Below are 12,050 nucleotides of genomic sequence, written 5' to 3'. Positions count from 1 at the left end.
TCGTCTCCGTTCCGACGGGGTCGGGAGTGCCGAGGTTACGCGATGCGGGATGGATCCGGCCTGCCCCGGGCAGCCCCCGGCCGGCCGGGGGCATTTCTGGCGCCCGGCGCCGGGGCGCTCCGCCGGGCGTGCGGATTTCATCTGCGGGTCATCCGTGGCCGGTCGCTCCCGCGCGGCGGAGCCGCACACTGGCACGGCCTCGCGCCGCCTCCTACGGGGTCTGGTCCTGGAAGGACGGCAGGGTGAAGATGCGCTCCTTCGCCTCGTCCTCCATCAGCTCCACCAGCGGCAGCACCAGATCCCACAGGTTTTGTTTGTCGACCTCTCTTGCCAGGGCGTCCAGGTCCTCGCCCGCGAGGGATCCTGCCGCGTCTGCCACCACCTTGCGGGATTCCTCGGGCAGCAGTTCCACCAAGGGGAGGAACTCTGCCCACAGGGCCGTGGCCACTACCGCCGGGACCACTCCGGCCAGGATCGACGGGTCCGTCAGGGAGGGGAGTACTGCCACCGACCGGCGGTCCCCCTCGGGCAGCAGGGCGACCAACGGGAGCAGCGACTCCCACAGGTCCTGCTCGGCCACCGTCCGTACCAGCGTGTCCAGGCGGGCTTGGGGCTGGCGCGCGGCCAGGGTGGCGATCCGGGCGCGCTGCTCCCCCGTCACCATGCCCGCCACCGCCAGGGCCTCCGGCCACAGGCCGTCGGCGGCGGAGGCGATCACCTGGGCCAGGCGCTCCTGTCCCATCAACTCGATGATCCTGCCCAGGCGTTGCGGCTGGTCCACCGCGCATCCCGTGCGCAGCACCACCGCGTCGTCGACCTGCGGCAGGATGCGGGTGAGTGCCGAGTCGCGCAGGTGGCCGACGAACCGGCCCATGGTGAGGTGGTCGCCGCGTTCGGCGAGGGTGACCGAGATGCGTACCAGCAGGTTCTCGTCGAGGCGGTCCACGATGCCCGCGATGCGGCGCGGGTCGAGGTGGGCGCAGGACGCGGCGGTGAACGCGACGGGGAGCTTGTCGATGATGTCGGCGGCCCGGGCGGGTTCGAGGCGGCCCGCGACCGCCGCGGCGAGGCGCGGGCCGAGGGCCTTCTGCGAGATGGCGGCGGCCACCCCGGCGGGGACGAGTCTGGTGGCCCGGGCGATGCGGTCGAGCATGTCCGGCATGCCGTCGAACAGGGCGGCCACCGCCTGTTCGCGGAGCTTCCTCAGGTCCTCGGCGGGCAGGTCGGCGAGGAAGGCGAGGTGTTCGGGGCGCTCGTCGAGCAGGGCGGCGAGCTTCTCGGTCTCGGCGCGGTTACGGAGCTTGTCGCGGCTGTCCATGGAGGTCACCGGCCTCACTTGAAGAGGATGCGGCGGACGGGGCCGCGGGCGAGGGCGGGCACGAGCCCCAGGGCCGCTTCGGCGGCCTCGCCGAGACCGGCCGCGCGGCTCTCGCGTTCCTTGCGCAACGCGTCGGCGAGCAGCGCCAGTTGATCACTCGTCAGCTCGGCCAGTGAGTTCGGGGGTTCGGCCCCCAGCTCCGTACCCAGTCGCGACAGCGCTTCGTTGCTCACAGGACCTCCCGGTGGCGGACGGCTGTTCGTCCCGAAAGGGTGGAGCGTTATTGACTATTAGTCAATACATCTCGGCGGCGCTTCGGCCCGCCCGGGCACGCCGCGGCGCCAGCCCAGTCGTCCGGTCGGGGACAGTGGGGCGGGCGCCGGTCAGTTCCGCACGTCGTTGTGCGGGACGATGAGGGGTCAGACCGTCAGGGCGCGGTCCGTGGGGCGGATCGGGGCGGGCAGGTCGCTCGCACCCGTCAGGTAGCGGTCGACGCCACGGGCCGCCGAGCGGCCCTCGGCGATCGCCCAGACGATCAGGGACTGGCCGCGGCCCGCGTCACCGGCGACGAACACGCCGTCGACGTTGGTCGCGAAGTCCGCGTCGCGGGCCACGTTGCCCCGCTCGTCCAGCTCCAGGCCGAACTGGGCCACCAGGCCGTTGGCCTGGTCGGTGCCGGTGAAGCCCATCGCGAGGGTGACCAGCTGGGCGGGGATGCTCCGCTCGGTGCCCGGCTTCGGGGTCGGCCTGCCGTCCACGAACTCGACCTCGGTCAGGTGCAGGGACTGCACGTTGCCGTCCTCGTCGCCCTCGAAGTGGGTGGTCGAGACCGAGTAGACGCGCTCGCCGCCCTCCTCGTGCGCGGAGGTGACCTTGTAGAGCATGGGGAACGTCGGCCAGGGCTGGCCCGGGTTCCGCTCGTCGCCCGGCCGCGGCATGATCTCCAGCTGGGTGACGGAGGCCGCGCCCTGGCGGTGGGCGGTGCCCACGCAGTCCGCGCCGGTGTCGCCGCCGCCGATCACGACCACGTGCTTGCCCTCGGCCGTGATGGGCGGGGCCACGAAGTCGCCCTCCTGGACCTTGTTGGCGAGCGGCAGGTACTCCATCGCGAAGTGGATGCCGTTCAGCTCGCGGCCCGGGACCGGCAGGTCGCGGGAGACCGTGGCACCGGCGGCGATGACGACGGCGTCGTAGCGCTTGCGCAGCTTCGCGGCGTCGATGTCGCGGCCGATCTCGACCTCGGTGCGGAACTTGGTGCCCTCCGCGCGCATCTGCTCGATGCGGCGGTTGATGTGCACCTTCTCCATCTTGAACTCGGGGATGCCGTAGCGCAGCAGGCCGCCGATGCGGTCGGCGCGCTCGTACACGGCGACCGTGTGGCCGGCCCGGGTCAGCTGCTGGGCGGCGGCCAGGCCCGCCGGGCCCGAGCCGATGACCGCGACGGTCTTGCCGGACAGGCGCTCGGGCGCCTGCGGCTTGACGTCGTTGCTGTCCCACGCCTTGTCGATGATCGAGACTTCGACGTTCTTGATGGTGACGGCGGGCTGGTTGATGCCGAGCACGCACGCCGACTCGCAGGGCGCCGGGCACAGCCGCCCGGTGAACTCCGGGAAGTTGTTGGTGGCGTGCAGGCGCTCGGAGGCGGCCCGCCAGTCCTCGCGGTAGGCGTAGTCGTTCCACTCGGGGATGAGGTTCCCCAGCGGACAGCCGTTGTGGCAGAACGGGATGCCGCAGTCCATGCAGCGCCCGGCCTGCTTGCTGATGATCGGCAGCAGCGAACCGGGAACGTAGACCTCGTTCCAGTCCTTGACGCGCTCGCCCACCGGGCGGGTCTTGGCGACCTCGCGCCCGGTGGTCAGGAAGCCCTTGGGGTCAGCCATTGGTCGCCGCCTCCATCATCTTCTCGGTGGTCTCCTGCTCGGAGAGACCGGCGAGCTCAGCGGCGTCCTTGGCGGCGAGCACGGCCTTGTACGTGGTCGGGATGATCTTGCTGAAGCGGCCCACGTTCACGGACCAGTCGGCGAGCAGCTTCTCGGCGACCGTCGAGCCGGTCTCCTCGAAGTGGCGGCGCACGACGTCGTGCAGCCACTGCTCGTCCGTGTCGCTGAGGGCCTCGATGGCGTTCAGGTTCCCGGAGTTGACGTTGTCGCGGTCGAGGTCGATGACGTAGGCGATGCCGCCGGACATGCCGGCCGCGAAGTTGCGCCCGGTCTCGCCGAGGACGACCGCGTGGCCGCCGGTCATGTACTCGCAGCCGTGGTCGCCCACGCCCTCCGAGACGACGGTCGCGCCCGAGTTGCGGACGCAGAAGCGCTCGCCGGTGCGGCCGCGCAGGAACAGCTCGCCGCCGGTCGCGCCGTACGCGATGGTGTTGCCCGCGATCGTCGAGTACTCGGCGAGGTGGTCGGCGCCCCGGTCCGGGCGGACGATGACGCGGCCGCCGGAGAGGCCCTTGCCGACGTAGTCGTTGGCGTCGCCCTCCAGGCGCAGGGTCACGCCGCGCGGCACGAAGGCGCCGAAGGACTGGCCCGCCGAGCCGGTGAAGGTGATGTCGATGGTGTCGTCGGGCAGGCCCGCGCCGCCGAACCGCTTCGTCACCTCGTGGCCGAGCATGGTGCCCACGGTCCGGTTGATGTTCCGGATCGCGATCTGTGCGCGGACCGGCTGCGCGGCCTCGGCGGACTCGGCCTCCAGGGCGTCGGCGGCGAGCTTGATGAGCTCGTTGTCCAGCGCCTTCTCCAGGCCGTGGTCCTGCTCGATCGCCGCGTGGCGCACGGCGCCCTCGGGCAGCTCGGGCACGTAGAACAGCGGCTCCAGGTCGAGGCCCTGGGCCTTCCAGTGGGTCACGGCCCGGTCGGTGTCGAGGAGTTCGGCGTGGCCGACGGCCTCCTCGATCGTACGGAAGCCGAGCTCGGCGAGGATCTCGCGGACCTCCTCGGCGATGAACTCGAAGAAGTTCACCACGAACTCGGGCTTGCCCGAGAAGCGGTCGCGGAGCACCGGGTTCTGGGTGGCGATGCCGACCGGGCAGGTGTCCAGGTGGCAGACGCGCATCATGACGCAGCCGGAGACGACGAGCGGCGCGGTCGCGAAACCGAACTCCTCGGCGCCGAGCAGCGCGGCGATGATCACGTCGCGGCCGGTCTTGAGCTGGCCGTCGGTCTGCACCACGATGCGGTCGCGCAGGCCGTTGAGCAGCAGGGTCTGCTGGGTCTCGGCCAGGCCGAGCTCCCAGGGGCCGCCCGCGTGCTTGAGCGAGGTCAGCGGGGACGCGCCGGTTCCGCCGTCGTGGCCGGAGATGAGGACGACGTCCGCGTGCGCCTTGGAGACACCCGCGGCCACGGTCCCGACGCCGACCTCGGACACGAGCTTCACATGGATGCGCGCGGCCGGGTTGGCGTTCTTGAGGTCGTGGATCAGCTGGGCCAGGTCCTCGATGGAGTAGATGTCGTGGTGCGGCGGCGGCGAGATGAGGCCGACGCCCGGCGTCGAGTGACGCGTCTTGGCGACCCACGGGTAGACCTTGTGGCCGGGCAGCTGGCCGCCCTCGCCGGGCTTGGCGCCCTGCGCCATCTTGATCTGGATGTCGTCCGCGTTGACCAGGTACTCGCTGGTGACACCGAAGCGGCCGGAGGCGACCTGCTTGATGGAGGAGCGGCGCGCCGGGTCGTAGAGGCGGTCCGCGTCCTCGCCGCCCTCACCGGTGTTGGACTTGCCGCCCAGCTGGTTCATGGCGATGGCGAGCGTCTCGTGCGCCTCGCGCGAGATGGAGCCGTACGACATGGCGCCGGTGGAGAAGCGCTTGACGATCTCGGAGACCGGCTCGACCTCGTCGAGGGGGATCGACGGACGGTCGCCCGCCTTGAAGCCGAACAGGCCGCGCAGCGTCATCAGGCGCTCGGACTGCTCGTTCACGCGGTCCGTGTACTTCTTGAAGATGTCGTAGCGCTTGGTGCGGGTGGCGTGCTGGAGGCGGAAGACCGTCTCCGGGTCGAACAGGTGCGGCTCGCCCTCGCGGCGCCACTGGTACTCGCCGCCGATCTCCAGCGCGCGGTGCGCCGAGGGGACGCCGGAGGCGGGGTAGGCCTTGGCGTGCCGGGCGGCGACCTCCTTGGCGATGACGTCGAGACCGGCGCCGCCGATCTTGGTGGCCGTCCCGATGAAGTACTTCTGCACGAAGGCCTCGTCGAGACCGACCGCCTCGAAGACCTGGGCGCCGCGGTAGGAGGCGACCGTCGAGATGCCCATCTTGGACATGACCTTGAGGACGCCCTTGCCGAGCGCGTGGATCAGGTTGCGGATGGCCTGCTCGGGCTCCAGGCCCTCGATGAAGGTGCCGGCCCGGACCAGGTCCTCGACGGACTCCATCGCGAGGTACGGGTTGACCGCCGCGGCGCCGTACCCGATGAGCAGGGCGACGTGGTGCACCTCGCGCACGTCACCGGCCTCGACGAGCAGCCCCACCTGGGTGCGCTGCTTCGTACGGATGAGGTGGTGGTGGACGGCGGCGGTGAGCAGCAGCGAGGGGATCGGCGCGTGCTCGGCGTCGGAGTGCCGGTCGGAGAGCACGATCAGGCGGGCGCCGCCCTCGATCGCGGCGTCGGTCTCCTGGCAGATGGCCTCGATGCGGGCGGCGAGCGCGTCGCCGCCGCCGGAGACGCGGTAGAGACCCGAGAGCGTGGCGGCCTTCATGCCCGGCATGTCGCCGTCGGCGTTGATGTGGATCAGCTTCGCCAGCTCATCGTTGTCGATGACCGGGAAGGGCAGCGTGACGCTGCGGCACGAGGCGGCGGTCGGCTCCAGGAGGTTGCCCTGCGGGCCCAGCGTGGAGCGCAGGCTGGTCACCAGCTCTTCGCGGATCGCGTCCAGCGGCGGGTTGGTGACCTGTGCGAACAGCTGGGTGAAGTAGTCGAAGAGCAGCCGGGGGCGCTCGGAGAGCGCGGCGATCGGCGAGTCCGTGCCCATGGAGCCGAGCGGCTCACCGGCGGTGCGGGCCATCGGCGCGAGGATGACGCGGAGCTCTTCCTCGGTGTAGCCGAAGGTCTGCTGGCGGCGGGTGACCGAGGCGTGGGTGTGCACGATGTGCTCACGCTCGGGCAGGTCCTCCAGCTCGATCTCGCCGGCTTCCAGCCACTCCTTGTACGGGTTCTCGGCGGCCAGTGCCGCCTTGATCTCGTCGTCCTCGATGATGCGGTGCTCGGCGGTGTCGACGAGGAACATCCTGCCGGGCTGCAGGCGGCCCTTGCGGACGACCTTCGCCGGGTCGATGTCGAGCACGCCCACCTCGGAGGACAGGACCACGAGGCCGTCGTCCGTCACCCAGTACCGGCCCGGGCGCAGACCGTTGCGGTCGAGGACCGCGCCGACCTGGGTGCCGTCGGTGAAGGTGATGCAGGCCGGCCCGTCCCAGGGCTCCATCATCGTGGAGTGGAACTGGTAGAAGGCACGGCGTGCCGGGTCCATCGACTCGTGGTTCTCCCACGCCTCGGGGACCATCATCAGCACGGAGTGCGGCAGCGAACGCCCGCCGAGGTGGAGGAGTTCGAGCACCTCGTCGAAGGAGGCGGAGTCGGAGGCGTCCGGCGTGCAGACGGGGAAGATGCGGTCGATCTTCCCGGCGCCGGAGTTGAAGAGGTTCGAGGCCAGCTGGGACTCGCGGGCCACCATCCAGTTGCGGTTGCCCTTGACCGTGTTGATCTCGCCGTTGTGCGCGACGAAGCGGTACGGGTGGGCCAGCGGCCAGCTGGGGAAGGTGTTCGTGGAGAACCGCGAGTGCACGAGGGCGATGGCGGTGGCGCAGCGGCGGTCGGAGAGGTCCGGGAAGAACGGCTCCAGCTGGCCGGTGGTCAGCATGCCCTTGTAGACGATGGTCCGGGCGGAGAGCGACGGGAAGTAGACACCGGCCTCCCGCTCGGCGCGCTTGCGCAGCACGAAGGCCTTGCGGTCGAGCGCGATGCCGGTCGGGCCGCTCTCCCCGGACTCCGTCTGGGAGGTGCCCCCGGCGACGAACAGCTGACGGAAGGCGGGCATGGTGGCGCGGGCGCCGTTGCCGAGCAGTTCGGGGGTGACGGGGACCTCGCGCCAGCCCAGCACGGTGAGCCCCTCTTCACCGGCGATCGTCTCGATCTTCGAGACGGCCTCGCTGGTGTCCTCCAGGGGCAGGAAGGCGATACCGACGGCGTACGAGCCGGCCTCGGGCAGCTCGAAGTCCGTGACCTCGCGCAGGAACGCGTCCGGCACCTGGAACAGGATGCCGGCGCCGTCGCCGGAGTCCGGCTCGGAGCCGGTGGCACCGCGGTGTTCCAGATTGCGCAGTACGGTCAGGGCCTGCTCGACCAGCTCATGGCTGGCAACCCCGGTGAGGGTGGCCACGAATCCGACACCACAGGCGTCGTGCTCGTTACGGGGGTCGTACATCCCCTGCTGGGCGGGGCGACCGTCCATGGGCGACCAGGCGTCGGAACGCATCGGCTCTCCCGTCGTCGTCTTGGCGAATGGGGCCTCCCCGGGCTCGATCGCGGTCGAGATTCAGGGGAGCGTGCCGAGGGACGACGTTGGCCCTCTGCGAAATTTCGTGCAGGTTACATGATGGAGTGAATCTCGGGAACCGGATAACGCATTCCAACATGCGGACACCCGACCAGGGGCTTCGTTGCCCAGGGGGACGCACGGGAGTGCGGTTCTCGGGTGTGTACGGCCTATGCCCGGCGGTAAAAGATCCGAAACCGCCGAGTAACGATTATTTATGTGGCCGCTTGCATACTCCGCCATTCTACGGCGCGCGACCCGAAAGCGCGCAGGACGTACGTCACACGGGGCGGAGCCGTTCGGCCCCGCCCCGTGTGATGACTCGCGTACGGCCTGGTCAGCCGATGGCGGTCCCGAAGAAGGAGCCGAGCCCGAAGGTCAGGGCGGCGGCCAGGCCGCCGAGCGCCAGCTGGCGCAGGCCGCTGAACCACCAGGAGCGGGCCGTCACCTTGGCGACCACCGCGCCGCAGCCGAAGAGGCCGATCAGCGCGAGCAGCACCGCGGGCCACAGCGCGGTCGCGCCGAGCAGGTACGGCAGCAGGGGCAGCAGCGCGCCGAGCGCGAAGGAGGCGAAGGAGGACACGGCGGCCACGAGGGGCGAGGGCAGGTCGGAGGGGTCGATGCCGAGCTCCTCGCGGGCGTGGATCTCCAGCGCCTGCTCGGGGTCCCGCGACAGCTGTCGGGCCACCTCGCGGGCGAGCTCCGGCTCGACCCCGCGCGACACGTACAGCTCGGCGAGCTCGCGCTCCTCGTCGGCCGGGTGCTTGCGCAACTCCCGCCGCTCGATGTCGAGTTCAGCCTCCACCAGCTCGCGCTGCGAGGCGACCGAGGTGTACTCGCCGGCCGCCATCGAGAAGGCGCCCGCCGCGAGACCGGCGAGGCCGGTGATGATGATGGTCTGGTGCGCCACCGCGCCACCGGCGACACCGGTCATCAGGGCGAGGTTGGAGACCAGTCCGTCCATCGCGCCGAACACCGCCGGGCGCAGCCAGCCACCGTTGACGTCGCGGTGGGTGTGGTTGTCGCGGTGCGCCTCGTGCAGCGTCGCTTCGGTATCGATGATGGACACAGCTATCCCCTTGCTTTCAGCCGCGGGCACCGTTCACGTCCCGCGCCCCCTCAACACCGTCGAAAATACGCTCGATGTAAGGGCCGCGCCAGCAAGTAAGGCCTTACTTAGTGAGGTTGGGCTCAGTAAGCAAGGCCTTGCTCAGGTGCTCCGAGGGCCCGCGGAATCCCCTTCGCGCGGCCCTCACGGAACGCGCCGGACCCCCCGGACCCACGGAACCGGCGGCCCAGGGTGGACAATCCCGGCATGACCCGGATCACCGTGCTCGGCAGCACCAACATGGACCTCGTCGCGTACGTCACCACCGCGCCCCGCAGCGGCGAGACCGTCACCGGCCACGAGTTCCGCACCGTCCCCGGCGGCAAGGGCGCCAACCAGGCCATCGCCGCCGCCCGCGCCGGAGCGGAGGTGTCGATCATCGGCGCGGTCGGCACGGACGAGTTCGGCGACCGGCTGCGCGCCGCGCTCGAACACTCCGGCGTCGACGTCGACCTGCTGCGCACCACCGAGGGCCCCTCGGGCACCGCCCACATCGTGGTCGACCGCGACGGCGCCAACGCGATCGTCGTCATCCCCGGCGCCAACGGCTCGGTCACCTCGCTCAGCCACGCGGACCGGGCGGTGATCGCCGAGGCCCGGTCGCTCCTGCTCCAGCTGGAACTGCCGATGAGCGCGGTCGTGGCGGGAGCCGAGGCCGCCCGGCGCAACGGCGTCCGTACGATCCTGACGCCCTCGCCCGCCCGGCCGCTGCCCGACGAACTCCTCGCCGTCACCGACCTGTTGGTGCCCAACGAGCACGAGGCGGCCACCCTCACGGGCATCTCCGGCGACCCGGAGCGGGCCGCGCGGGCGCTCCTCGCCCACGTCCCCGAGGTCGTGATCACGCTGGGCGCCCGGGGCTGCCTGTACGCCGCCAGGTCGCAGCCGGAGCCGGTGGCCGTGCTCGCCCTGCCGGTCACCGCCGTGGACACCACCGGCGCCGGTGACACCTTCGTGGGCGCGCTCGCGGTGGCGCTGGCCGAGGGCCGCACGATGACCGACGCACTCAGCTGGGCGTCCAACGCGGCCGCGCTGTCGGTCCAGCGGCCGGGGGCCGCGACCTCGATGCCGTACCGGACGGAGATCGACGCGTAGACCGCGGGTCGGCGGGCGCCCTGCCGGTGGGATGGCCCGCGAGGGTAGCGGCAGCAGCACAGCGGGGGCCCGGTGTCCGGGCCCCCGCTGCTCCATGGCCGGGGGAGGCCGGTCGCGGCCGCCTCCCCGGTGTCCCGCTCAGGCCTGCTTCGGCTCCGGCTCCGGGGCCACCGACTCCGCCTTCGGCTCGTCGGTCGGCTCGGCGTCCTCGCCCGTCTTCTTCTCCAGGGAGACCTCGCCGTCCGGCGCAGACGGCGGCGCGTCGTCCTGGGCCGCGGGCTCGACGATCTCCTCGCGGCCGGGCCGCAGCTTCGTCGAGATCACGATGTACGCGATCGCGAGCACGAAGATGACGCCGGCCGTCCAGTCGTTGAGGCGCACACCCAGGAAGTGGTGGGCCTCGTCGACCCGCATGGCCTCGATCCAGAACCGGCCCGCGCAGTACGCGGCGACGTACACCGCGAACGCCCGGCCGTGGCCCAGCTTGAAGCGGCGGTCGGCCCAGATGACCAGGAAGCCGACGCCCACGCACCACAGCGACTCGTACAGGAACGTCGGGTGGTAGGTGCCCGCGATCCGGTTCGGGCCCTCGCTGATCTTCAGGGCCCAGGGCACGTCGGTGGGGCGGCCGTACAGCTCCTGGTTGAACCAGTTGCCCCAGCGGCCGATCGCCTGGGCGAAGGCGAGGCCGGGGGCCAGCGCGTCGGCCCAGGCGGGCAGCGGGATGCCGCGGCGGCGGCAGCCGATCCAGGCGCCGACCGCGCCGAGCGCGACCGCGCCCCAGATGCCGAGGCCGCCCTCCCAGATCTTGAAGGCGCCGACCCAGTCCTCACCGTCGCCGAAGTACAGCTGGTAGTCGGTGATGACGTGGTAGAGCCGGCCGCCCACGAGTCCGAAGGGCACCGCCCAGACGGCGATGTCGGCGACGGTGCCCGGGCGGCCGCCGCGGGCGATCCACCGCTTGTTGCCGTACCAGACGGCGACGAAGACACCGATGATGATGCAGAAGGCGTAGCCGCGCAGCGGGATCGGTCCGAGGTGGATCACACCGGTCGACGGGCTGGGGATGTAGGCAAGTTCCATGGCAGGGACGACGCTACCGTGCCGGGCGGGCGCAGCGGCAACCCGCCCGGCAACTTATGAGTAACGAGAGCCCCCGCGGATCAGGAGGCCGGGGTCGCCTTTCCGGCCGGCTTGCCCTTGTTGGCCGCGGCGACCCACTTCTTCAGGCTGGCCGGGCTGATCTGCTCGCCGCCCTTGGTCGGGAAGATCGATTCGCCATTGAGCTGCACGGTCGGCGTGCCGTTGAACTTGCCCGCCTGGAAGGCCTCGTTGGACTTCACGACCCAGCTGTTGTGCGTGCCGTTCTCGACGCAGGAGCGGAAGGCCGGGGTGTCCAGGCCCGGGACCTTCTTGGCCAGATCGAGCAGCTTGTTGTTGTCGGCGTACGCGTCGTCCGTCTCGTCGGGCTGGTTGGTGTAGAGGACGTCGTGGTACGCGGAGAACTTCCCCGCGTCCTGGGCGCAGCCCGCCGCGTTGGCCGCGTGCAGCGAGCCGCTGCCGCGGGTCTTGTCGTCGATGAGGGTGGCCAGGTGGTACTGGACCCGGATCTGGCCGCTGTTCTCCAGCTCGTGAATGGTGGACCTGAAGCCGTTCTCGAACGCCGCGCAGGCCGGGCAGCGGAAGTCCTCCCACACCGTGAGCGTGGAGGGGGCGTCGGCGGCGCCGACCGGGATGGCCAGGTTGTCCTTGTCGTCGGCTCCGGTGGGCGCCACCACCGGGCCGCTGGTGCTCGCGCTCTTGGCGCCGTCGCCGCCGCCCGCGTTGGCGGCGATCACGCCGATCACGGCGGCCAGGCCGAGCACGCAGACCACGGCCCCGGCCACGATCAGCTGCCGCCGGCGGCGCTCGCCCGCCTTCTGCTGCTCGCGTTCTTTGATGAGCCGGTCTCGCGCGGCCCGCTTCGCTTCACGGTTGTCACTCACACCCGCAGCAACGAAC

General features: G+C 71.2%; 8 protein-coding genes. 1 reads left to right on the top strand and 7 read right to left on the bottom strand.

Going from position 1 to position 12,050, the window contains the following annotated elements:
* Nucleotides 1-211 precede the first annotated feature (211 nt).
* From DT019_RS07120 to DT019_RS07100, 5 genes are all read right to left on the bottom strand, one after another.
* Nucleotides 212-1,336, bottom strand: coding sequence for a hypothetical protein (locus tag DT019_RS07120; protein WP_223279334.1), 1,125 nt, complete (start codon nt 1,334-1,336; stop codon nt 212-214).
* On the bottom strand, nt 1,333-1,551 hold the full coding sequence (locus DT019_RS07115) for a hypothetical protein (RefSeq protein ID WP_114035775.1): 219 nt from the start codon (nt 1,549-1,551) through the stop codon (nt 1,333-1,335). Before DT019_RS07115 ends, DT019_RS07120 begins: the two co-directional genes overlap by 4 nt.
* A gap of 186 nt (nt 1,552-1,737) precedes the next feature.
* Nucleotides 1,738-3,198, bottom strand: coding sequence for a glutamate synthase subunit beta (locus tag DT019_RS07110; protein WP_114035774.1), 1,461 nt, complete (start codon nt 3,196-3,198; stop codon nt 1,738-1,740).
* Nucleotides 3,191-7,786 (bottom strand): glutamate synthase large subunit, encoded by a 4,596-nt coding sequence (gene gltB, locus DT019_RS07105; RefSeq protein WP_114035773.1) that lies wholly within the window; start codon nt 7,784-7,786, stop codon nt 3,191-3,193. Before gltB ends, DT019_RS07110 begins: the two co-directional genes overlap by 8 nt.
* Before the next feature lie 397 nt (nt 7,787-8,183).
* Nucleotides 8,184-8,915 (bottom strand): VIT1/CCC1 transporter family protein, encoded by a 732-nt coding sequence (locus tag DT019_RS07100; RefSeq protein ID WP_114035772.1) that lies wholly within the window; start codon nt 8,913-8,915, stop codon nt 8,184-8,186.
* Nucleotides 8,916-9,161: 246 nt separating this feature from the next.
* On the opposite strand from DT019_RS07100, the gene rbsK reads away from it, so the two are divergent.
* Nucleotides 9,162-10,049 carry a ribokinase gene (rbsK, locus tag DT019_RS07095; protein ID WP_114036048.1) on the top strand — a complete coding sequence of 296 codons (888 nt, stop codon included), beginning with the start codon at nt 9,162-9,164 and terminating at the stop codon, nt 10,047-10,049.
* Nucleotides 10,050-10,187: 138 nt separating this feature from the next.
* Here the strand turns inward: rbsK and lgt are convergent, their stop codons facing one another.
* Both lgt and DT019_RS07085 read right to left on the bottom strand, forming a co-directional pair.
* The gene (gene lgt / locus DT019_RS07090) at nt 10,188-11,132 is read right to left on the bottom strand and encodes a prolipoprotein diacylglyceryl transferase (protein ID WP_114035771.1); all 945 of its coding nucleotides are present in this window, start codon (nt 11,130-11,132) and stop codon (nt 10,188-10,190) included.
* 80 nt (nt 11,133-11,212) lie between these two features.
* Entirely contained in the window at nt 11,213-12,034 is an 822-nt protein-coding gene (locus tag DT019_RS07085) for a DsbA family protein (RefSeq protein WP_114035770.1), read from the bottom strand.
* Nucleotides 12,035-12,050: the final 16 nt, after the last annotated feature.

The organism is Streptomyces sp. SDr-06, assembly GCF_003324565.1.
Classification (GTDB): Bacteria; Actinomycetota; Actinomycetes; order Streptomycetales; family Streptomycetaceae; genus Streptomyces.
The sequence above is the reverse complement of the archived record's forward strand: the minus strand, read 5'-3'. Positions and strand labels throughout refer to the sequence as shown.

What these genes read in the sequence shown, in the direction of transcription:
- DT019_RS07110 (WP_114035774.1), bottom strand. Translation starts at nt 3,198, where the DNA reads ATGGCTGACCCCAAGGGCTTCCTGACCACCGGGCGCGAGGTCGCCAAG.
- gltB (WP_114035773.1), bottom strand. Translation starts at nt 7,786, where the DNA reads ATGCGTTCCGACGCCTGGTCGCCCATGGACGGTCGCCCCGCCCAGCAG.
- rbsK (WP_114036048.1), top strand. Translation starts at nt 9,162, where the DNA reads ATGACCCGGATCACCGTGCTCGGCAGCACCAACATGGACCTCGTCGCG.
- lgt (WP_114035771.1), bottom strand. Translation starts at nt 11,132, where the DNA reads ATGGAACTTGCCTACATCCCCAGCCCGTCGACCGGTGTGATCCACCTC.